Source organism: Achromobacter piechaudii NBRC 102461 (assembly GCF_001571245.1).
GTDB lineage: Bacteria > Pseudomonadota > Gammaproteobacteria > Burkholderiales > Burkholderiaceae_B > Achromobacter > Achromobacter piechaudii.
Genome location: NZ_BCTK01000005.1, coordinates 743,064 through 763,783, shown reverse-complemented (window position 1 = coordinate 763,783; position 20,720 = coordinate 743,064). Strand labels below are relative to the sequence as shown.

Genomic DNA, 20,720 nt, shown 5'->3' with positions numbered 1-20,720 from the left:
TATTATTTAGTTAATACAAAATAGACGAACCTGAACTCCCCTTGAAGCAGGATCGTTCCATGCCCTCGTCACCCCTGACACCTTCCCATTCCGACGCCTATTGGATGCCGTTCACCGCCAACCGGCGGGTCAAGCGCAACCCGGTGCTGTTCGCCGCCGCCGAAGGCATGCATTACATCCGCCCGGATGGCCGCCGCGTTCTGGACGGCATCGCCGGCCTGTGGTGTGTGAATGCGGGCCATCGCCGCCCCGAAATCGTGGAAGCCATTGCGCGCACCGCGCACGACCTGGATTACGCGCCGTCGTTCCAGATGAGCCATCCGCTGGCATTCGAGCTTGCGGACGCGTTGTGCGCCGAAGCGCCAGCCGGCTTTTCCAATGTGTTCTTTTCCAACTCGGGATCGGAAGCGGTGGACACCGCATTGAAGATCGCCCTGGGATATCACCGCGCGCGCGGCCAAGGCCAGCGTGTGCGACTGATCGGTCGCGAACGCTCTTATCACGGCGTGGGGTTCGGTGGCCTGTCGGTGTCGGGCATAGGCGGGCATCGCAAGCCGTTCGGCAATCTGCTGCCCTATGTGGACCATCTGCCCCACACCTATGACCGCCAGCAGATGGCGTACACACGGGGCCAGCCCGACTGGGGTGCGCATCTGGCCGACACGCTGGAGCGCATCGTGGCGCTGCATGACGCATCGACCATCGCGGCCGTCATCGTCGAACCGGTGGCCGGCTCGACCGGCGTGATCGTGCCGCCGCGCGGTTATCTGCAACGGCTGCGCGAGATCTGCGATGCCCACGGCATCCTGCTGATTTTCGACGAGGTGATCTGCGCCTTCGGCCGTATCGACGGCGCTTTCGCCTCGTCCTACTTCGGCGTCAAGCCAGACATCATCACCAGCGCCAAGGGCCTGACCAACGGCGCCATTCCGATGGGCGCGACGCTGGTGCAGCAGCACGTCTACGACGCCTTCATGCAGGGGCCGGAAAGCGCGATCGAGCTATCGCACGGGTACACGTATTCCGGCCACCCGGTGGCGTGCGCGGCGGGGCTGGCCACGCTGGAGATCTGCCGCCGCGACGGGCTGTTCCAACGCAGCCAGGAACTGGCGCGCTATTGGGAAGATGCGGCGCACAGCCTGAAGGGGCTGCCTCACGTGGTCGACATCCGCAACATCGGCCTGTTGGCCGCCATCGAACTGGCGCCACTGGAAGGCCAGCCGGGCCAACGCGCCCAAGCCGTGCACAACGCCTGCCTGGAACGCGGTTGCCTGATCCGGTCGGCGGGCGACACGATGCTGCTATCGCCCCCGCTCATCATCGAACACGCCCAGATCGACGAGCTGTTCTCGGTGCTGGCGGACGTGCTGCGCGCCAGCACCTGACTCGCGGCGCTCAGGCCAGGTGGCGCGCCACGGCCTGGACGATCCGCTGCACGTCGTCGGCGGAGATATCCAGGTGGGTCACCAGGCGGGTGGGCCCGCCGTACACGGCGCGCATCAGGATGCCCTCTTCGCCCAGCGCGGCCGTCAGGGAATCGCAGCGCGCCGGTTCGAACTCCACGAACAGCATGTTCGTGTCCTGGCTCAACACCTTGACGCCCGCGATACCGCGCAGGCCCTCGGCCAGCGCGCGGGCGTTCTCGTGGTCCTCGGCCAGCCGCTCGACGTGATGGTCCAGCGCATACAGGCAGGCCGCCGCCAGGACGCCCGCCTGGCGCAAGCCGCCGCCCAGCATCTTGCGCCAGCGGTGCGCACGGCCGATCAGCTCCTGGCTGCCCACCAGCACCGAGCCCACCGGCGCGCCCAGGCCTTTGGAGAAGCAGATGGAAACGGAGTCGAAGGGCTGGCACATGTCGGCCAGCGGCTTGCCGCTGGCCACTGCCGCATTGAACACGCGCGCGCCGTCCAGATGAGTGGCCAGGCCTTGCTGGCGCGCCCAGTCCGTAGCGGCCTGGATGTAGGCGGCCGGGATCAGCTTGCCGTGAAAGGTGTTCTCCAACGCCAGCAGACGCGTGCGCGCAAAGTGCGGATCGCCTTGGGGCTTGACCGCCGCCGCCAGCTTTTCCAGCGGCAAGGAGCCGTCCGGCGCATGTTCAATCGGCTGAGGCTGAATGCTGCCCAGCACGGCCGCGCCGCCGCCTTCGTACTTGTAGGTGTGCGCCAGTTGGCCGACCAGATACTCGTCGCCACGAGCGCAATGCGCCATCAGCCCCGCCAGGTTGCTTTGCGTGCCGGATGGGAAGAACAGGCCCGCCTCCTTGCCGGCGCGTTCGGCCACGGCGGCCTGCAACCGGATCACGGTGGGATCGTCACCCATCACGTCGTCGCCGAGCGGTGCGGAAATCATGGCCTGCAACATGGCGGGCGTGGGCCGTGTGACGGTATCGCTACGCAGATCGATCATTGGAAAATCCTTGGCGTTGAATGGAAAACCAGAAGCGAATTCAGGAGACGCGGGCGGCGGGCGCTGCGCGGCTGACGACGAATATGCCAGCCAGGATCAGCACCATGCCACCCAGTTCGCCCAACGAGGGGCGTTCGGAAAGCATGACCCAGGCCAGCAGCATCGCCACCACGGGCACGCCCAGGCTGGACAGACCGGCGATGGACGCCGGCACGCGGCGCACCACCTGAAGCCACAGCAGCCAGCCGGCCGCCGTGGCGATCAAGACGATGTAGGTCATGCCGGTCCACAACTGCCAGCCCCATTGGGCGGTGATCTGCGGCACCAGGTACGCGACGGGCGCCATGACCAGGCCGCCCAGCAGCATCTGCCAGGCCGTGAAGGTCATGACGTCAGGCGCGTGGCGCTCGAACATGCGCTTGGACAGCACCGTGCCCACGCCCCAGCACAGGCCGCTGCCCAGGCCCAACAGCACGGGCCGGATATCGCCAAGCCCATTCCAGGGTTCCACGAAACAGATCAGTCCGATGGCCGCCAGGCCGATGCCCACGGCATGCTTGACCGACGGGCGCTCGCCCAGCAGCCACCACGCGAACAGCACCACCCAAAACGGCATGGTGTAAGCCATCAGCGACACCTTGCCGACGCCGCCGGACACCAGCGCCGTCTGCACGAAACCCTGAAAGCCCGCGGTCTGCGTCAGTCCGATCAACAGAGTCAGTTTCCAGGGCGGCATGCCCAGCGGCCGCCGCGTGGCGATGGCCAGTGCGAACAGCACCACGCTGCCCGTGACATATCGAAGCGCCACGAAGTCAAACGGGCCGATGTAGGGCACGATCAGTTTCATCGCTATCCAGCTGCCCGCCCAGACCACGATGGTGCTGAACATCAGGGCTAGCCCTGCGCGATCGAAACTGCTGCGGCTCACGTCCATGGCTCCGTCTTGTGAGGGGAAAAAGAAAAGACGCCCGGACCGGCGCTTACCGGTGCGGGCGTCTGACATTATGCTCCTAGCTCCAGGCGGTCGATCCGCCCTTCATTGCCGGACGCAATTACAGCGGTTTGGCGAGCTGTTCCAGGATGGCCGGGTTCTCCAGCGTGGACACGTCCTGCGTGACTTCCTCGCCCTTGGCCACCACGCGCAGCAAGCGGCGCATGATCTTGCCCGAACGCGTCTTGGGCAGGTTGTCGCCAAAGCGGATGTCCTTGGGCTTGGCGATGGGGCCGATTTCCTTGGCCACCCAGTCGCGCAACTGCTTGGCGATGGCTTGCGCCTGCTCGCCTTCGGGACGCGCCTGCTTGAGCACCACGAAGGCCACCACGGCTTCGCCGGTCGTGTCGTCAGGACGGCCGACCACGGCGGCTTCCGCCACCAGCTCGTGCGCCACCAGAGCCGATTCGACTTCCATCGTGCCCAGGCGGTGGCCCGACACGTTCAGCACGTCGTCGATGCGGCCCATGATCCAGAAATAGCCGTCCGCATCGCGCTGCGCGCCGTCGCCGGCCAGGTAATAGCCGCGCAGCTCGGACGGGAAGTAGCTTTTCTTGAAGCGCTCGGGGTCGCCCCAGATGTTGCGGATCATGGCGGGCCACGGGCGCTTGATGACCAGGAAGCCGCCATTGCCCTTTTCGACGTCGCCGCCCGTTTCATCAACGATGGCCGCCGCGATGCCCGGCAACGGCAGCGTGCACGAGCCCGGCTTGGTGGGCGTGGCGCCCGGCAGCGGGGTAATCATGTGGCCACCGGTTTCGGTCTGCCACCACGTGTCGACGATGGGGCAGCGTTCGCGGCCGATGTTCTTGTGATACCACATCCACGCTTCGGGGTTGATGGGCTCGCCCACCGTGCCGATGATGCGCAGGCTGTCCAGGTCGTAGTGCTTCGGGTGCGCGTCGGGCGTTGCTTCCGAGGCCTTGATCAGCGAGCGGATCGCCGTGGGCGCCGTGTAGAACGTGGTGACCTTGTGGCGCGCGATCATGTCCCAGAAACGGCCCGCGTTGGGATAGGTGGGCACGCCTTCAAAGACCACCTGCGTCAGCCCTGCCGCCAGCGGGCCGTAGGTGATGTAGGTGTGGCCGGTGACCCAGCCCACGTCGGCCGTGCACCAGTAGACGTCGTCCTTGCGGGCGTCGAAGGTCCACTTCACCGTCAGCAGCGCCCACAGCAGGTAGCCTGCCGACGAGTGCTGCACGCCCTTGGGCTTGCCGGTGGAGCCGGAGGTGTAAAGGATGAAGAGCGGGTGTTCGGCATTGACCGGCACGGGCTCGCAGGTGTCGGGTTGCTTGGCCTCGACATCGTGCATCCAGAGGTCGCGCGCGTCGTTCCATTGCACTTTGCCGCCGGTGCGGCGATACACGATCACCTTGGACACGGCTTCGCAGCCGCCCATGGCGATGGCGTCTTCCACGGCGGGCTTGAGCGGGATGGTCTTGCCGCCGCGCACTTGCTCGTCGGCGGTGATGACCAGCGATGCGCCCACGTCGACGATGCGCTCTTGCAGGCTCTTGGCCGAAAAGCCGCCGAACACCACCGAATGCGTCACGCCCAGGCGCGCGCAGGCTTGCATGGCGACGACGGCTTCGATCGACATGGGCATGTAGATGATGGCGCGGTCGCCCTTCTTGTAGCCCAGTTCTTTCAGACCATTGGCGAAGCGGCACACGCGCGCCAGCAGTTCGCGGTAGGTGACCTTGTTCACCGTGCCGTCATCGCCTTCGAAGATGATGGCGGTCTTGTCGGCGTTGCCGTTGGTCAGGTGCACGTCCAGGCAGTTGGCCGAGACGTTCAATTCACCATCGCCGAACCAGCGATAGAACGGCGCATCCGATTCGTCCAGCACCTGGGTGAACGGGCGGGTCCATTGCAGGTTGTCGCGGGCCTGGCGGGCCCAGAAGCCGTCGAAGTCGCTTTCCACCTCGGCGCACAGTGCGTTGTAGGCGTCCATGCTGGGAATCGCCGCCCCTTGGGCCGCGCGCTCGGGCGGCGGGAAGACGCGGGTTTCTACCAAGACGGACTCAATTGCATTCGACATGATCTTGTCTCCAAACGGTGATTTTGTTGTTGATGCCGCTGTTTTGCCTTGGCCGCCGAACCGCAAGCTTCATGAAGCCAGTGCAGCGCAGGGACAATTTCTTTATCTACCCACCACCGTATCGCCACGCTCTTACGGGCACCTTACGCAAAATGCGGGCCAGAGCCCGCAATGCCGTGTCCCGCAGTCCCGTTGCAACGCGGCGGCAGCCGCCATGAGGCGCAACGCCAGCAATCAACGCAAGGCATCGCGCATCGCGCGCAATGCCTTGAAGGCAGTCCATAAGGATAGCAGCCCGACAGCGCCGTGGCGGGCCGCTGGCGGGGGAAAAGTCAGGCGGCGTGACGACGCGCAAGACCGCGCTGCATATCCACGCGCGACAACAGGATGAGGCCGCCGACGAAGAACAGGCCGGTCACCAGGATGGCCAGCCGGTGATTGCCTTCGGTGCCCCACGTGACCAGGCCGTAGGTCAAGGGGCCGATCACCGCAGCCAGCTGCACGGCGAACGTCCAGAGCGAGAAGAACTCGGCCAGCCGGCCGGCAGGCGCGAGCGCGCCGGTCATGGCGCGGCCGGCGCTCTGGGTGGTGCCCATGCAAAGCCCGGCCAGGGTGGCGGCTACCCAGAACACGGGCGCGGTGACGGCCGCATAGGCCACCAGCACCATCACGATCCAGCCGCACAAAGTAATGGCCAGCGCGGGCTTGTGGCCGATGCGGTCCTGCACATAGCCAAACGAAAACGCCCCTGCCGCCGCGCCGATGTTCACCGTGAACACCAGCAGCATGATCTGCGGCGTGGAAAAGCCCATGACTTCGGATGCGTAAACGGCGGCCAGCGTAATGACTACCGAAATGCCCGCCTGGTAGCAGGCGATGCACATCAGCAGACGGCGGAATTCAGGAAAATGCTGACCGGTTTCGCGCCAGGCATAAGCCAGGCGGCGCAGCATGTGCAGCGCCTGCGGCTTGACCGCCTCGGGCCGGGCCCGCTCTTTCAGCAACAGGAAGGAAGGCAGCGCGGCCAGCGCGAATACCGAGCAGGTGACCACAATGACCCAGGGCACGAAATGTTCGGCGGTCATGCCGCGCCCTTGCGCCCAGGTCACGACCAGCAACGACAAGCCCAGCGTTAGCATCCCGCCGCAATAGCCAAAACTCCAGCCCCATCCCGATACGCGCCCCAGCGCTTTGGGCCGTGCAAGTTCGGGCAGGAACGCCGCCACCACGGATTCACCCACGCAGTAGCAATAGTTGGACACCACGATGGCGGCAAGCGCCAGCCAGACGTCGCCGGGGCCCGCTTGAGTCAGCACCAGCGTAGCCGCCACGCAGCCGATGGTGCTGGAATACAGCAGACGCCGCTTGCTGCCGCTGGCGTCGGCGCGCGCGCCCAGCGTCGGCATAGTCAGCATGATGAGCAGATAGGACAGCGACAGTGCGGCGGTCCAGGCCAGCGTGGCCCACGGAGCACCCCCGCCCACCACGCCAACGAAATAGGTACTGAACACCGCCGTGAGAATGACGGTGGTGTAGCCGGAATTGGCGAAGTCGTACATGGCCCAGGCCCAGACTTCGCGCTTGGCCACGCCGGGGTTCAAGGCGCTTTCGCGCCCTGCCCCGGCTTGCGGGCTGGAACCGCCCGAAGGCGATTCCGGCAATTGCGCCTGACTCACAGACCCAGCGCGGCAATGCCCGCTTGGGCGATCAGCACGTCTTCGGTCGACTTCACGCCCGACACGCCGACCGCGCCCACCACGTGGCCGTTGACGGTGACCGGCACGCCGCCTTCCAGCATGCCTTCGATCAGCGGGGCCGACAGGAACGACACGCGGCCGTTATTGATCATCTCTTCGTAGATGCGCGATTCGCGGCGGCCCAGCGCGGCGGTCTTGGCCTTGGCGGGCGCGATGTGCGCCGAGATGGGGGCCGCGTCGTCCAGGCGCAGCATGCCAAGCAGGTGGCCGCCGTCATCGACCACCGAGATGGTCACGGCCCACTTGTTCTGCACGGCGTGTGCTTCGGCCGCGGCGAGGATCTTCTTGACGTCTTCGGCGCTCAGCACGGGTTTGGTATTCATTGCAGCGACTCCTTGATCTGTTCCAGGGCGGATGGGTCTTCGATGGTCGTCAGGTCTCCGGGATCGCGGCCTTCGCACACGGCGACGATCGCGCGGCGCAACACCTTGCCGGAACGGGTCTTGGGCAGTGCGCCCACAAACCGGATCCTGGCGGGCCTTGCGACCGCTCCCAGCTGATCTTCCACCAGCCGCATGATATCCGCTTCCAGCTGCTTTGCCCCGTCGGGCGTCTCGGCCCCGGCGGGATTCTTCAACACGGCGAACGCCATCGCCACCTGGCCCTTCAACGCATCGGCCACACCCACGACCGCGCACTCGGCGATGGCGCTGTAGCTGTTCACCGATTCCTCGATCTCGCGCGTGCCCAGCCGGTGGCCTGCGACGTTGATCACGTCATCGGTGCGACCCAGGATGAACCAGTAGCCGTCTTCGTCCACCCGCCCCCAATCGAACGTGGAATACACCTGGCGCCCGGGGATGGAGGTGAAATACGTCTGCACGAAGCGCGCGTCGTCGCCCCAGATGGTCGACATCGCGCCGGGCGGCAAGGGCGGCACGATCGCCACCACGCCCTTTTCCTCGGGACCCAGGTCTTCGCCCGTGGCCTCGCTGACGATGCGCGCGTCAAACCCATAAACGGGAAACGAGGGACTGCCGAAGCGGGTCGGCACGTTTTCCACGCCCGGCTGCGCGGAAAGGATCGGCCAGCCGGACTCCGTCTGCCAGTAGTTATCGATGATGGGCTTGCCCAGGCCCTGCGATATCCAGGTGGCCGTAGGCTCGTCCAGCGGTTCGCCGGCCAGGTAGACCGCGCGCAGGCTGGACAGGTCATGGCGCTTGAGCAGCGCGGGGTCCTGCCGCTTGAGCACCCGCACGGCAGTGGGTGCCGAAAACAGCGTATTCACCTCGAACTGCTCGACCAGCTTCCAAAGAATGGCGCCATCGGGACGCACGGGCGTGCCTTCATAGAGCACCGTGGCCTGCCCGCCGATCAGCGGGCCGTAAACAATATAGGAATGGCCGACCACCCAGCCGATGTCGCTGGTGCAGAAGAACGTGTCGCCCGCGCGGCCGTTGAACAGGTATTCCATGGACGAGGCCAGCGCCACCGCGTAGCCGCCGGTATCGCGCTGCACGCCCTTGGGCTTGCCGGTGGTGCCGGAGGTATAGAGGATGTAGCTGGGTTCGGACGATTCCAGCCACGCCACCGGCACGTGGGCGCCCCGGTGGCGTTCGCGCAGCGTGGCGTAGTCGTGGTCGCGGCCGTCGACCGGTACGAATGGCGACAGGCCCCGGTCGAACACGACGACCGAGGCGGGCGGCGATTTGGCCAGGGTCAAGGCCTTGTCCAGCAAAGGCTTGTACGGCACCACCTTGCCGCCGCGCGACCCGCCATCCGTGCACACCACCACCTTGGGCGCGGCGTCGTCGATGCGCTGGGCCAGGTTGACCGACGCGAACCCGCCAAACACGACCGAATGCACCGCGCCGATGCGGGCGCAGGCCAGCATCGTGAACACGGCTTCGGGCACCATCGGCATGTACAGCAGCACGCGGTCACCGCGCGCCACGCCCAGCTCGCCGAGCATGGCGGCGGCGGCATTGACCTCTTCGTAAATTTCCTGCCGGGTATAAATGCGTTCTTGCTCGACCTCGGTCGACACCCAGATCAGCGCAGGCTTGTCGCCCTGAGTCGGCAGCCACCGGTCGACCGCGTTGTAGCAAAGATTAGTCGTGCCGCCCACGAACCACTTGGCGAATGGCGGACGCGAGAAATCCAGCACAGACTGAAAGGGCGTGTCCCAGTGCACGCGCCCCGCCTCCTCACGCCAGAACGCATCGCGGTCATGCAATGATCTGTAATGGAAATCCCGGGTTTTTTGCATTTGTGTCTCCTGGTATTGTTCGTACGCCTTAAGGCTGATTGATTTCTAGCGAATCGTTTGGTCATTCTGGTAGGCAAACCTTGCACGAGGCTTGCCACAAGTCAAAAAGTTCTGCCAAATTTCCACGCGGCATGGAACCATTTCCGATCAGGCAATGATTGGTAATGAAAGTTTGGTAGAATCCCCGCGAAGTTGTAGATAATTGTTGATTCTGCTGACATTTCGGCCTGATCCACGGCTAATCCCGTGGCTTTTGCTGTCAAAACGCAGGTCATCCCAGGCGAATGCATCGACACTCCATACTCGCGCGATTCAAATCATCCACTGACCAGGCAACGCGCGGTCTGCGTAAGCTCGCGCTGCTGGCTTGTGTAGCGAGTCTTGCAGGTTGTGCAGGCACTGGGCAAAAGTCAACCGCCCATACGTCCGAGATAGATCCGTACGAAATGGAGTGGGTAGCCACCGCCGATGACCCCATCGGCCTGCTGGTTACGCAAAAATTCAAACGCGACCGCCAAAACGCCAAGGGCATCAGCTCGGGCGTCAACGGCGACAACGCCATGGTCAGCGAAGCCCTGAACTACCTGGGCATCCGCTACCGATTCGGCGGCAGCACCCCCGACACCGGTTTCGATTGCAGCGGCCTCGTCGCCTATTCGGCAGAACGTTCGCTGGGCCTGAAGCTGCCCCGCAACGCCGCCGAAATCGCCCAGCAAGGCGTCTCGGTCGACAAGAACGAATTGAAAGCTGGCGATCTGGTCTTCTTCAATACGATGGGCCGCCGCTATTCGCACGTGGGCATCTACCTGGGCGACGACCGCTTCGTGCACTCGCCCAGCGCCGGCGGCGTGGTGCGCGTGGAAAGCATGACCATGGCTTACTGGACCAAGCGCTACAACGGCGCCCGCCGCCTGGACAACAGCTTGATGGCTTCGGCACGCGCCGCCAACAACTGACCGCCTCGCATTCGATATCGGGGCATCCTCGCACAAGCGGCCTGCCCCGCGCCATCCTCCAAAAGCAAAACGCCGCCAGACTGTGAAGTCTGGCGGCGTTTTTCATTGCTTGGTGTTCGATGCTCTTTCGCGGCCTGAAGGCCGCAGGCCGTGTTGGCCTCCCCAGTTTTTTTTGGTCCAGCTGCAAGCGGCGGTTCAGTGCACCGTCCCTGCTTGCGAGCACAGGCCGCATTGTTGCAGGGCTTGCTGCATGCTGCACACCGAACGGCGACAAGCCACGACCCGGATGCCGCCACGCTGCGCGGCGTTGCGGAAAGTCTTCATGACGTTGTGGCCGAGGAAATCGGTCAGCAAGATCACCAGTTGCGTGCCCGAGGGCAGTTGTAGCGTCTTCTTCTGATGCGAGGGATCACGGCCGCTGATGTGATGCGTGATCGAAATGTTGTGTCCCTTAAGCAGATCCGGGATATTTCCCAGGCGATCCGCGCCAACCACTACTGCACTGAGTCCTGCCGTCATGATGAACCTCACTGGTTGTTGAGCGTGGATGTAATGATATTGATTCCTATTTTTTAGTCAACTTAAATGAGATCGGTTCTTATTTAATTATTTATATGAGCTCGCTCGAAGGGATAGCGAGATTTGCTATCGCCCCAGGGAACTCGCGGCTTTGCGCCCGGTCCGGCCCGTCAGCCAGGTGCTGTGAGCGCGCAAAAAAAAAGCGCGCCGTCCGAAAGACGCCGCACTTTTCTTATGGGACCGCCAGGCTTACTTGGGCGCGCCCTGCACTGCCTCGGTCACCACCGCACGGGTCAGCGACGGGGCCAGCATTTCCAGGAAGGTATAGACGTAGTCGCGCAGGAACACGCCGGACTTCACCCCCACCCGCGTGGTGTGCGTGCCGAACAGATGGCCCACGGGCAGCCCCACCAGATTGGAATCGCGCCGGGGGTCGTAGGCCACGCCTGCGATGATGCCGATACCCAGCCCCACGTCCACGTAGGTCTTGATGACGTCGGCGTCGATGGCTTCCAGCACGATGTCGGGATGGATGCCCTGGTTGGCGAAGACTTCGTCGATGGTGCTGCGGCCCGTGAACGCGCGGTCATACGTAACGATGGGATGTTCTGCCAGCTGCGCCAGCGACAGGCGCTTGGCGGCGCTGGAAGTCAGTTCGGCCAGCGGGTGATCCGGCCGCACCACGACGGTGTGTTCCCAGGCGTAGACGGGCAAGGTCGCCAGGCCGGGCGTCAACGCCAGCGATTCGGTGGCCAGCGCCAGGTCGGCCTGTTCGTGCAGCACCATCTCGGCCAATTGCGCGGGGCTGCCTTCAGCCAGGGACAGATGCACCTTGGGAAACTGCTTGCGGAACGCGGGAATCACGCGCGGCAACAGATAGCGTGCTTGCGTGTGGGTGCAGGCGATGACCAGGCCGCCTTCGTCGCGGCGGGCGAACTCATCGCTGACTTTTTTCAGATTGTCGACTTCGCGCATGATGCGGTCGATGACTTGCGACACGGCCAGGCCCGGCTTGGTCAGGCCCTTGATGCGCTTGCCGTGGCGTTCGAAGATCTTGATGCCCAGCTCGTCTTCGAATTCGATGATGGCCTTGGACACTCCAGGCTGCGAGGTATAGAGCATCCGGGCGGCCTCGGTCAGGTTGAAGTCGCGCCGGATGGTTTCACGCACAAAACGAAATTGCTGGAGGTTCATACATTGGCCCCTGATAGATCGGCCAATTATAAGTAATAAGGACGCCTAACTATATGACTTATTGGTATAAGCTTAAGAGCAAGGCGTCCCCCTTTCAGCGCATCGAAATCGTGGTGTTCACGGTCTTGGCGTGAGCGGACCAGCGCGCCGTCACCGTCTTGGTCTGCGTCCAGAACTGCACCGCCTGCTTACCGTTGGGGCCCAGGTCGCCCAGCTTGGAGCCGCGCGAACCCGTGAAGCTGAACCACGCCACCGGCACGGGGATCGGCACGTTGATGCCCACCTGCCCCACGTCGATGTTGTTCTGGAAGTAGCGCGCCGCGCCGCCGTCCTGGGTGAACAGCGCCACGCCATTGCCGTTGGGGTTGCGATTGATGAAGGCCACGGCGTCTTCCAGCGTTTCCACGCCGACGCAGCACAGGACCGGCCCGAAGATCTCTTCGGTGTAGATCGTCATCTCTTCATTGACGCCGTCGAAAATCGTCGGGCCCACGAAGTTGCCCTGCTCGAACCCCGAGACCTTCAGGTTGCGGCCGTCCAGCAGCAGCTTGGCGCCTTCGTCCACGCCCTTTTGAATCAGGCTTTCGACGCGCTTCTTGGCGTTGGGCGACACCAGCGGGCCCAGGTCCGCTTCACGGTCGGTGCCGGAATTGACCTTCAGCTTTTTCGAGCGCTCGACAAAGTCGGGCAGCCAGTTACGGGCCTCGCCCACCAGCACGGCGACCGACGAGGCCATGCAACGCTGGCCAGCCGCGCCAAAGGCCGCGCCCACCAGTTGGTTCAACGCCACTTCGGGGTCTGCGTCCGGCAGGATCACGCAATGGTTCTTGGCACCCATCATCGACTGGCAACGCTTGCCCGCCGCCGACGCGCGGTTGTAGATCTCGGTGCCTACGCGGGTCGAGCCGATGAACGATACGGCCTTGATGTCCGGGTGTTCGCACAGGCCGTTGGCCGTGTCCGGACCACCGTGCACGACGTTCAGCACGCCCGGCGGCAGACCGGCTTCCAGTGCAAGCTGGGCCAGGAACAGCGACGCGGTCGGATCCTGCTCGGAAGGCTTGAGCACGAAACTGTTGCCGCACGCCACGGCGATCGGGAACATGAAGCAAGGCAGCATCACCGGAAAGTTGAACGCGGTGATGCCGGCGCACACGCCCAGCGGCTGGATCAGGGTGTAGACGTCGATGCCCGATGCGGCGTTCTCGGCGTATTCGCCCAGTTGCAGATTGGCGATCGAGCAGGCGTGTTCGACCACTTCCAGACCGCGCCCGATCTCGCCTTCGGCGTCAGGCAGGGTCTTGCCATGTTCGCGCGTGATCATCTCGGCCAGCTTGCCGGTGTTGGCGCGCAGCAGCTCCTGAAATTTCAGCATGACGCGCATGCGCGTGCCTTGGCCGCTGTTGCGCCAGGTCTTGAAGGCTTCCTTGGCGTTGGAGACGGCAAGGTCCAGTTCTTCGCGTGTCGCGAAGGGCACCTTGGCAACGACCTCCTGGGTGGCGGGGTTGATCACGTCTCGCCATTCGGTGGACTTGGACTGCACGAGCTTGCCGCCGATCAATAGCGGAACGCGGGGGACTTCACTCATTTGATGCTCCTCACACTGCGTAGTCGATGCGGATGGAATCCGCGTTCTTGGATAGGGCCGCGCGCCGGCCGGCAAGAGCCGCGCCGGCGCGCCGGCTTATTTCTTCACCAGCGGGCAGGTGGAGTCGGCGAGGGGCTGGAAGGCTTCGGCCGCCGGAATGGTGGCCACCAGCTTGGAATAGTCCCAGCCGCCCTTGGAGTCCGCGGGCTTCTTCACTTCGTACAGGTACATGTCGTGGATCACGCGGCCATCCGGACGGATCGATGCGTTGCGCATGATCGGATCCTTGATCGGCAGTTCGCGCATCTTGTCGGCCACGACCTTGCCGTCGGTGCTGCCGGCCGCCGCCGTCGCGCGCAGGTAATGCAGCACGCTGGAATACACGCCGGCCTGGGTCATCGTGGGCTTCAAGCCTCGGAAGGCCTTTTCGAAACGCGCGGACCATTGCCGCGACGCGTCGTCGTAATCCCAATAAAAGCCGTCCACATACGACAGCCCCTGCGCGCTTTCCAGCCCCAGCGCACGCAGGTCGGACAGGAAGATCAGCAACGACACCAGGCGTTGTCCGCCCGAAACAATGCCGAATTCGCGCGCCTGCTTGACCGCGTTGACGGTGTCCTGCCCGCCGTTGGCCAACGCCACCACCTGCGCTTTCGAACTTTGCGCCTGCAACAGATAGGACGCGAAATCCGGCGCGTTCAGCGGGTGTCGCACGCTGCCGACCACCGTGCCACCCAGCGCCTTCACCGCCTTGGCCGTGTCGGCCTCCAGCGAGTGTCCGAACGCGTAGTCCACCGTGATGAAGTACCAGGACTTGCCGCCCGCCCGCACCGTGGCCTTGGCGCCGCCGGCCGACTGCGAGTACGTGTCGAACATCCAGTGGAACCCGACGGGCGAACATTCCTTGTTGGTCAGGGCCGTGGTGGCCGGACCGGAGAACATCACCACCTTGTTTTTCTCGCGCGCGATGCCCTGCACCGCCAGCGCCACGGCAGAGTTGGTCAGGTCCGCAATGGCCGTGACGCCGTCGCGGTCAAACCATTCGCGCGCTTTCGCGGCGCCCACGTCCGCCTTGTTCTGGTTGTCGGCGGAGACCAGGTCGATCTTCATGCCCTTGCATTCCGCGGCCAGGCAGTCGTCGATGGCCAACTGCGCCGCCGCCACCGATCCCGCCCCACCCATCCCGGCATAAGTGCCGGACATGTCCGTCAGGATGCCGATCTTCACTGGCGGCTTGTCGGCCGCCTGCGCCTGGCTCACCAATAACGCGCCCAGACACAAGCCTGCGGCCAGCCCGCGTGCGTGCAATTTCATGGATTTGTCTCCTGAGTGTTATGCGCTGATCAATAGCGTGATGCCGTCTTTGCGGCCTGAGACTCCCAGGGCAATGCCCCGAGGCCTGCCGACCCAGTGTAGATGTGTGAAAATCAACAAGCAACACTAGAAATGCACATTCCTTGTGCATTCATGCACAATCAAAAAACGCCCCGCCTGACGTGCCGGCGTGCGGCATTCGGAGAACGAAATCGTGTTGGATTGGGACAGCCTGCGGTACTTCCTGGAGGTGGCTCGCACCCAGCGGGTCAGCGCGGCGGCGCGCAAGCTGGGGGTCGAACACACCACCGTGTCGCGCCGCATCCGGGCGCTGGAAACCGAGCTGGACACCCTGCTATTCGAAAAGTCGCGCAGCGCGGGGTTCGTGCTGACCGACGATGGCCAGCGCCTGTTCGTGCATGCGGAACAGATGGAAAGCACGGTGCATACCGCGCGTGAGAACCTGTCGGGCATCGGTCAGGCCTTGTCGGGACATCTGCGCATCGGCGCCACGGAAGGGTTCGGCAGCTATGTGCTGACGCCGCTGGCGGCTGACTTCCAGCGCCGTTATCCCCACATCACGCTGGACATCCTGCCCGTGCCCCGCTTTGTCAGCCTGTCAAAGCGCGAAGCCGATCTGGCCATCACCATCGAGCGGCCGCAGCGCGGTCCCTATGTATGCAGCAAGCTGTGCGATTACACCTTGCGCCTGTATGGCACGCCCGGTTATCTGGCCCGGCACGCCCCCATCGAAACGCGCGCGGACCTGGCCCGGCACACGTTCATCGGCTATGTCGACGAACTGCTGTTCAGTGAACGCCTGCGCTATCTGGAAGATCTGTTGCCGGCCAGCAATGTGGTGTTGCGCAGCACCAGCGTGGTGGCGCAATATCACGCGGCGCTGCAAGGCCAGTCGCTGGCCGTGCTGCCCTGCTTCATCGCCGCGCAGGACCCGCGCCTGAAACCGGTGCTGCAAAACGATATCGAGATCACGCGGTCGTTCTGGATGTACTGCCACGAGGACCTGCGCAAGCTCAAGCGGGTGACGGTGCTGTGGGAATTCATTCGCAAGTCCGTGCTGAAGAACGCCGACCTGCTGGCCGGCAAGCGCGGCACGATGAAGTACCTGCCCTGATGCAAAGCGGGGGCCTCGTCGGCCCCCGCGTCGGGTCAGTCTGTTGGGCCGTCTAGCGTTCGGCCGCTGCCAACCTCAGGCTGGCTTGACGTCCTTGGGCGCCTTCACGCGCAGGCGGCGCATCAGCAGGAATACGGTCAGCAAGGCCACCGCGCCGTGAATCGCCCACACCCCCACGCCAAAACTCAGCTTGCCATTGGAAATCCAGGCGCGCGAAAGGTTGATCAGGTTCATGTAGAGCAGGCCGACCAGACCCGCGATGAGCAGGTCGCCCGAGCGGCCCAGGCGCGGATTCACCGCGCCCAGCGGAATGGCCAGCAGCGCAAGGTTCAGCGCGGCCAGCGGCAAGGAAATGCGCCACATCACCTGCGACCAGCTGCTGTCCGTGTTGTCTTCGACCAATTGCATCGTGGTGCGCGCCTTGGACGAACGCTCGGCGGCGGCGCGTGCTTCGGCAATGGGGTCGCCCCCTGCCTTGCTTTCCAGCCGCAGCCCGTATTTGTTGAAGTGCACGAGACGGATCTCGGGCGTACCCGGTTTCAGATCGTAGCGATGGCCTTCGCCCAGCACCAGGAAGCGGTCGCCATTAGGCAGCGTCTCGCTGTGTGCGCTGCTTGCCGTCAGCACGCTCAACCATTCCGGGCCCGTTTCGCGCGCGAATACGTTGCCCAGCTCATCGGTTGGCGTGACCGGGTCTTCAGAGAAGAACACGCGACTGCCGCCCGACGATTCCGCGAATTGCCCCGCGGTGACTTTAGACAGGTCGGAGCGCTGCTCGAAACGCTCGTGGTATTCGCCAATCTGCCGATACGCCCACGGCGCGGCCACCAGCGTCAAGCCCGCCACGGCCAGGGCCACGGGCACGGCGACGCGCAACACGGGCTTCAACCAGTCAGCCAGGGACAAGCCGCTGGCAAACCACACCACCATTTCGGATTCGCGGTAGTTGCGCGTGACGGTCGTCAGCACGGCAATGAAGATGGACACGGCCAAGATGGTCGGCAACGCCGTGATGGTGGACAGCGCGGCCAGCACCAGGACGACGTCGGCTCCGATGTTGCCGCCCGCCGCCTCACCGAGCAGGCGCACGAGAAGCACGCTGAGCCACACGATGAGCAACGTGGAAAAGACAACGCCAGCGTGACTGGTGATCTCGCTGACGACAGAGCGTTTAAATAGAGACATGGGAGAATATGCGGGATAATCGACCGCATCATACACAGACGCACACGGGAAACCCTCATGGAATTTAGCACACAGACCACTGCTTCCCTGCACCAGGTTAAAACCGCCGCCCTGGCTGTCGGGGTGTACGCGGATGGCGTGTTGAGCCCCGCCGCGGACATCATCGACCGCGCTTCCAACGGCGCCGTGCGCGCCGTGGTCAAGGCCGAGTTCCGCGGCCGCGCCGGCTCCACGTTGACGCTGCGCACGCTGCCCGGCGTCACCGCCCAGCGCGTGGTGCTGGTGGGTCTGGGCAAACAGGACGAATATTCGGCCCGCGCCCACGCATCGGCTGAACAGGCATTCGCCTCCGCCTGCGTGGCCGCGCAACTGACGGAAGGCGTATCCACGCTGGCAGCCAACCCCATCGCCGACGTCGCCATCATCGCCCGCGCTCGCAGCGCCGCCATCGCGGCCGGCGCCGCCACCTATCACTACGACGCCAGCTTCGGCAAACCGGATCGCGACGCGCGTCCCAAGCTCAAGAAGATCATCCAGATCGTCGAGCGCGCCGACGCCGCCCAGGCCCAGAAAGGCCTGCGCGAAGGCGCCGCCATCGCCAACGGCATGGAACTGACCCGCACGCTGGGCAACCTGCCCGGCAACATCTGCACCCCCACCTACCTGGGCGACACGGCAAAGCGCCTGGCGCGCGAATTCAAGTCGCTGAAAGTGGAAGTGCTGGACCGCAAGCAGGTCGAGGCGCTCGGCATGGGCTCGTTCCTGTCCGTGGCCAAGGGTTCGGCCGAAGCGCTGCGCTTCATCGTGCTGCGCCACGCCGGCGCGAAGGCCGCCAAGAAAGGGGCAAAGAGCGCCCAGGGTCCGATCGTGCTGGTCGGCAAGGGCATCACGTTCGATGCCGGCGGCATCTCGCTCAAGCCCGCCGCCACGATGGACGAAATGAAGTACGACATGTGCGGCGCCGCCAGCGTGCTCGGTTCGTTCCGCGCCTTGGCCGAACTGGAGTTGCCGCTGGACGTAGTCGGCCTGATCCCGGCCTGCGAGAACCTGCCCAGCGGCACCGCCAACAAGCCGGGCGATGTCGTCACCAGCATGGCCGGCCTGACCATCGAAATCCTGAACACCGACGCCGAGGGCCGCCTGGTCCTGTGCGACGCACTGACCTACGCCGAACGCTTCAAGCCGTCGGCCGTGATCGACATCGCCACCCTGACCGGCGCTTGCGTCGTGGCACTGGGCAATGTCAACAGCGGCCTGTTCTCCAAGGACGACGCATTGGCCGACGCCCTGGCATCGGCCGGCCGCAAGTCGCTGGACACGGCATGGCGCATGCCGATGGACGACGCCTACCAGGAACAGCTCAAGTCCAACTTCGCTGACCTGGCCAACATCGGCGGCCCCCCGGCCGGCGCGGTGACCGCCGCCTGCTTCCTGTCGCGCTTTGCCAAGGCCTATCCGTGGGCGCACCTGGACATCGCCGGCACAGCCTGGCGCGGTGGCAAGGACAAGGGCGCCACCGGCCGCCCCGTGCCGCTGCTGATGCAGTACTTGCTGGATCAGGTTTGAAACTGCTGCAACGGAACCGGGCATGACGCGAATCGATTTCGCCTTTGGCGCGCCCGACCGCTTGCGCACGGCCTGCCAGGTGGTGCGCAAGCGCTTCCTGGCGGGGCAACGGCTGGTGGTGTACTGTAAAGACGGCTCGCGCCTGGCCGCGTTCGATCGCATGCTGTGGGCGTTCGACGACACCGCTTTCGTCCCCCATGTGCTGGCCAACGACCCGCTCGCGCCCGAAACGCCGGTGGTGTTGACGGCCGGGGACCCTCAGCAGGCCGCCCAGGCGGCCCAACCCGACGCCGGGCCGGATGCCCCGCCGCTGTGGCTGCTGAATCTGGACAACGACTGCCCGCCCGGGTTCGAGACTTTCGAGCGGCTGCTTGAAATCGTGTCGGACGACCCCGATGACAAGCAGGCGGCCCGTCAGCGCTGGCGCGTCTACCTGAACGCGGGCCATACGCCGCAAAGCCACGACCTCAGCCGCCAACCGGCCAGCGGTTGACCCGCCCAATCCGTCCGGGCGGGCCCTGCGTCCGCTCTGGCCCCTAGATATATTCGGGAGTCTCCATGCCCTCTCGCCCCAACGACCCCGGCATCCCCACCCTGACCCAACGGGCCGAACCGACGCTTTATGCGCCGCTTCCGCCCGACGAGCCTGACACCCCCGTGCTGACCGAACTGGCCGACGACGCCAGCGACGTCGACGCCGATGACGCGTTTCCCCTGCTTACGGACGTCGCCGACGACCCCGACTGGAACGTGGATGAGGCCCCCGCCGTTCATGCGGGTGTCGCGTCGCCACCCGCCCGCGCCCTGCCCGACGCCACGGTATTGAGCGCCCGGCTGCAGGCGGAAGTCGAACAACTCATGCGACGTGCACTGGCGGATGCGGTCGAGCAGCTCCAGGCACGCATGGACAAGGAATTACCGGGTATCGTTTCCCGGGTATTGAACGAAGTGCGGCCCGGCTGAAACCGTCTTTTTTGGCGCCGCGCCTCAATCTTCAAAAACTGGATTCTTCAGGGAACTGTAAGGTATCCTTCGCATCTAAGCTTTCACGCAATCATTTTTGGCGCATACAGGAGTTCTCCATGAACGAATATCGTCCGTCCCCTTTTAATCGTTCCGGCGCGGTCGCTGGCGCGCCGGGCGAAGTCGCTCGCAACCAGGTCCTGCGCAACACTTACTGGCTCTTGGCCCTGTCGCTGATTCCGACGGTGCTGGGCGCAGCGGTCGGCATGTACACCGGCATCAACCGAGTCATGGGCGCCAGCCCCGGCTTGTCCGCCATCGTTTTCCTGGTGGGCGCGTTCGGCATGATGTTCGCCATCGAGAAAAACAAGAACAACTCGATGGGCGTGGTGCTGCTGCTTGCCTTCACGTTTTTCATGGGCATCATGCTGTCTCGCCTGCTGGGCTTCGTCATGGGCTTCAGCAACGGCTCGCAGCTGGTCATGACCGCGTTCGGCGGCACGGCAATCGTCTTCGGCACGATGGCCACGCTGGCCACCACCATCAAGCGCGATCTGTCAGGCATGCAGAAGTTCCTGTTCATCGGCGCGGTCGTGATCCTGATCGCGGCGCTGGCAAACATCTTCCTGCAACTGCCCGCGCTGATGCTGACCATCTCGGTCATGGCCATCCTCGTGTTCTCGGCCTTCATGCTGGTTGACCTGCAACGCGTGGTCAATGGCGGTGAAACCAACTACGTGTCCGCCACGCTGGCCATCTACCTGGACGTCTACAACGTCTTCTCGAACCTGCTGATGCTGCTGGGCATCTTCGGCGGCAACCGCGAGTAATCGCGCACCGCTAGTCCGGTACAAAGGCCTACATTCACGTGTAGGCCTTTTTCTTTTGGAGCGCCT

At 64.4% G+C, this 20,720-nt stretch carries 18 protein-coding genes; 7 read left to right on the top strand and 11 right to left on the bottom strand.

All coding sequences use genetic code 11. The features are described 5' to 3' along the window. The first annotated feature begins 59 nt into the window (after positions 1-59). Positions 60-1,385 (top strand): omega-aminotransferase AptA, encoded by a 1,326-nt coding sequence (locus API01S_RS10165; protein ID WP_061304636.1) that lies wholly within the window; start codon positions 60-62, stop codon positions 1,383-1,385. A 10-nt stretch (positions 1,386-1,395) separates the two neighbouring features. Here the strand turns inward: API01S_RS10165 and ltaE are convergent, their stop codons facing one another. From ltaE to API01S_RS10135, 6 genes are all read right to left on the bottom strand, one after another. Next, on the bottom strand, positions 1,396-2,406 hold the full coding sequence (gene ltaE, locus API01S_RS10160; protein WP_061304348.1) for a low-specificity L-threonine aldolase: 1,011 nt from the start codon (positions 2,404-2,406) through the stop codon (positions 1,396-1,398). 40 nt (positions 2,407-2,446) lie between these two features. Beyond that, a complete protein-coding gene (locus API01S_RS10155) occupies positions 2,447-3,334 on the bottom strand; it encodes a DMT family transporter (protein ID WP_156487095.1) in 888 nt (295 codons plus the stop codon). A 124-nt stretch (positions 3,335-3,458) separates the two neighbouring features. Beyond that, positions 3,459-5,438: an acetate--CoA ligase gene (gene acs, locus API01S_RS10150; RefSeq protein ID WP_050727838.1), complete on the bottom strand. Its 1,980-nt coding sequence runs from the start codon at positions 5,436-5,438 to the stop codon at positions 3,459-3,461. Between the two features lie 332 nt (positions 5,439-5,770). Beyond that, positions 5,771-7,114, bottom strand: a complete 1,344-nt coding sequence (locus API01S_RS10145; RefSeq protein WP_006218076.1) for an MFS transporter — start codon at positions 7,112-7,114, stop codon at positions 5,771-5,773. Beyond that, positions 7,111-7,518, bottom strand: a complete 408-nt coding sequence (locus tag API01S_RS10140; RefSeq protein ID WP_006218075.1) for a heme-binding protein — start codon at positions 7,516-7,518, stop codon at positions 7,111-7,113. Before API01S_RS10140 ends, API01S_RS10145 begins: the two co-directional genes overlap by 4 nt. After that, positions 7,515-9,443 carry a propionate--CoA ligase gene (locus API01S_RS10135; RefSeq protein WP_255221299.1) on the bottom strand — a complete coding sequence of 643 codons (1,929 nt, stop codon included), beginning with the start codon at positions 9,441-9,443 and terminating at the stop codon, positions 7,515-7,517. The genes API01S_RS10140 and API01S_RS10135 overlap by 4 nt, the downstream gene beginning before the upstream one ends. 245 nt (positions 9,444-9,688) lie before the next feature. Between API01S_RS10135 and API01S_RS10130 the strand changes: the two genes are divergently transcribed. Next, a complete protein-coding gene (locus tag API01S_RS10130; protein WP_039882917.1) occupies positions 9,689-10,360 on the top strand; it encodes a C40 family peptidase in 672 nt (223 codons plus the stop codon). Between the two features lie 195 nt (positions 10,361-10,555). Here the strand turns inward: API01S_RS10130 and API01S_RS10125 are convergent, their stop codons facing one another. From API01S_RS10125 to API01S_RS10110, 4 genes are all read right to left on the bottom strand, one after another. After that, positions 10,556-10,879 carry a DUF2325 domain-containing protein gene (locus tag API01S_RS10125; protein WP_061304633.1) on the bottom strand — a complete coding sequence of 108 codons (324 nt, stop codon included), beginning with the start codon at positions 10,877-10,879 and terminating at the stop codon, positions 10,556-10,558. Positions 10,880-11,128: 249 nt separating this feature from the next. After that, positions 11,129-12,073: a CysB family HTH-type transcriptional regulator gene (locus API01S_RS10120; RefSeq protein ID WP_006218069.1), complete on the bottom strand. Its 945-nt coding sequence runs from the start codon at positions 12,071-12,073 to the stop codon at positions 11,129-11,131. Positions 12,074-12,167: 94 nt separating this feature from the next. Next, positions 12,168-13,661, bottom strand: a complete 1,494-nt coding sequence (locus tag API01S_RS10115; protein WP_006218068.1) for a CoA-acylating methylmalonate-semialdehyde dehydrogenase — start codon at positions 13,659-13,661, stop codon at positions 12,168-12,170. A gap of 96 nt (positions 13,662-13,757) precedes the next feature. After that, positions 13,758-14,975: an ABC transporter substrate-binding protein gene (locus API01S_RS10110; protein WP_006218067.1), complete on the bottom strand. Its 1,218-nt coding sequence runs from the start codon at positions 14,973-14,975 to the stop codon at positions 13,758-13,760. Between the two features lie 214 nt (positions 14,976-15,189). On the opposite strand from API01S_RS10110, the gene API01S_RS10105 reads away from it, so the two are divergent. Then, a complete protein-coding gene (locus API01S_RS10105; protein WP_050728168.1) occupies positions 15,190-16,110 on the top strand; it encodes a LysR family transcriptional regulator in 921 nt (306 codons plus the stop codon). A 75-nt stretch (positions 16,111-16,185) separates the two neighbouring features. Here the strand turns inward: API01S_RS10105 and lptF are convergent, their stop codons facing one another. Continuing rightward, positions 16,186-17,295: an LPS export ABC transporter permease LptF gene (gene lptF / locus API01S_RS10100; RefSeq protein WP_006218064.1), complete on the bottom strand. Its 1,110-nt coding sequence runs from the start codon at positions 17,293-17,295 to the stop codon at positions 16,186-16,188. 57 nt (positions 17,296-17,352) lie between these two features. Here lptF and API01S_RS10095 point away from each other — a divergent pair, with 57 nt between their 5' ends. From API01S_RS10095 to API01S_RS10080, 4 genes are all read left to right on the top strand, one after another. Continuing rightward, positions 17,353-18,861, top strand: coding sequence for a leucyl aminopeptidase (locus tag API01S_RS10095; protein ID WP_050727841.1), 1,509 nt, complete (start codon positions 17,353-17,355; stop codon positions 18,859-18,861). Positions 18,862-18,883: 22 nt separating this feature from the next. Beyond that, positions 18,884-19,354, top strand: a complete 471-nt coding sequence (locus tag API01S_RS10090; RefSeq protein ID WP_006218062.1) for a DNA polymerase III subunit chi — start codon at positions 18,884-18,886, stop codon at positions 19,352-19,354. Positions 19,355-19,419: 65 nt separating this feature from the next. Next, positions 19,420-19,824, top strand: coding sequence for a hypothetical protein (locus API01S_RS10085; protein WP_061304344.1), 405 nt, complete (start codon positions 19,420-19,422; stop codon positions 19,822-19,824). A gap of 119 nt (positions 19,825-19,943) precedes the next feature. Further along, positions 19,944-20,654 carry a Bax inhibitor-1/YccA family protein gene (locus API01S_RS10080; protein WP_006218060.1) on the top strand — a complete coding sequence of 237 codons (711 nt, stop codon included), beginning with the start codon at positions 19,944-19,946 and terminating at the stop codon, positions 20,652-20,654. Positions 20,655-20,720: the final 66 nt, after the last annotated feature.

Excerpts from the sequence above, each read along its gene's own strand:
- lptF (WP_006218064.1), bottom strand. The coding sequence starts at position 17,295 with ATGTCTCTATTTAAACGCTCTGTCGTCAGCGAGATCACCAGTCACGCT.
- acs (WP_050727838.1), bottom strand. The coding sequence starts at position 5,438 with ATGTCGAATGCAATTGAGTCCGTCTTGGTAGAAACCCGCGTCTTCCCG.
- API01S_RS10095 (WP_050727841.1), top strand. The coding sequence starts at position 17,353 with ATGGAATTTAGCACACAGACCACTGCTTCCCTGCACCAGGTTAAAACC.
- ltaE (WP_061304348.1), bottom strand. The coding sequence starts at position 2,406 with ATGATCGATCTGCGTAGCGATACCGTCACACGGCCCACGCCCGCCATG.
- API01S_RS10125 (WP_061304633.1), bottom strand. The coding sequence starts at position 10,879 with ATGACGGCAGGACTCAGTGCAGTAGTGGTTGGCGCGGATCGCCTGGGA.
- API01S_RS10090 (WP_006218062.1), top strand. The coding sequence starts at position 18,884 with ATGACGCGAATCGATTTCGCCTTTGGCGCGCCCGACCGCTTGCGCACG.
- API01S_RS10085 (WP_061304344.1), top strand. The coding sequence starts at position 19,420 with ATGCCCTCTCGCCCCAACGACCCCGGCATCCCCACCCTGACCCAACGG.
- API01S_RS10120 (WP_006218069.1), bottom strand. The coding sequence starts at position 12,073 with ATGAACCTCCAGCAATTTCGTTTTGTGCGTGAAACCATCCGGCGCGAC.
- API01S_RS10140 (WP_006218075.1), bottom strand. The coding sequence starts at position 7,518 with ATGAATACCAAACCCGTGCTGAGCGCCGAAGACGTCAAGAAGATCCTC.
- API01S_RS10115 (WP_006218068.1), bottom strand. The coding sequence starts at position 13,661 with ATGAGTGAAGTCCCCCGCGTTCCGCTATTGATCGGCGGCAAGCTCGTG.
- API01S_RS10110 (WP_006218067.1), bottom strand. The coding sequence starts at position 14,975 with ATGAAATTGCACGCACGCGGGCTGGCCGCAGGCTTGTGTCTGGGCGCG.
- API01S_RS10165 (WP_061304636.1), top strand. The coding sequence starts at position 60 with ATGCCCTCGTCACCCCTGACACCTTCCCATTCCGACGCCTATTGGATG.
- API01S_RS10080 (WP_006218060.1), top strand. The coding sequence starts at position 19,944 with ATGAACGAATATCGTCCGTCCCCTTTTAATCGTTCCGGCGCGGTCGCT.
- API01S_RS10130 (WP_039882917.1), top strand. The coding sequence starts at position 9,689 with ATGCATCGACACTCCATACTCGCGCGATTCAAATCATCCACTGACCAG.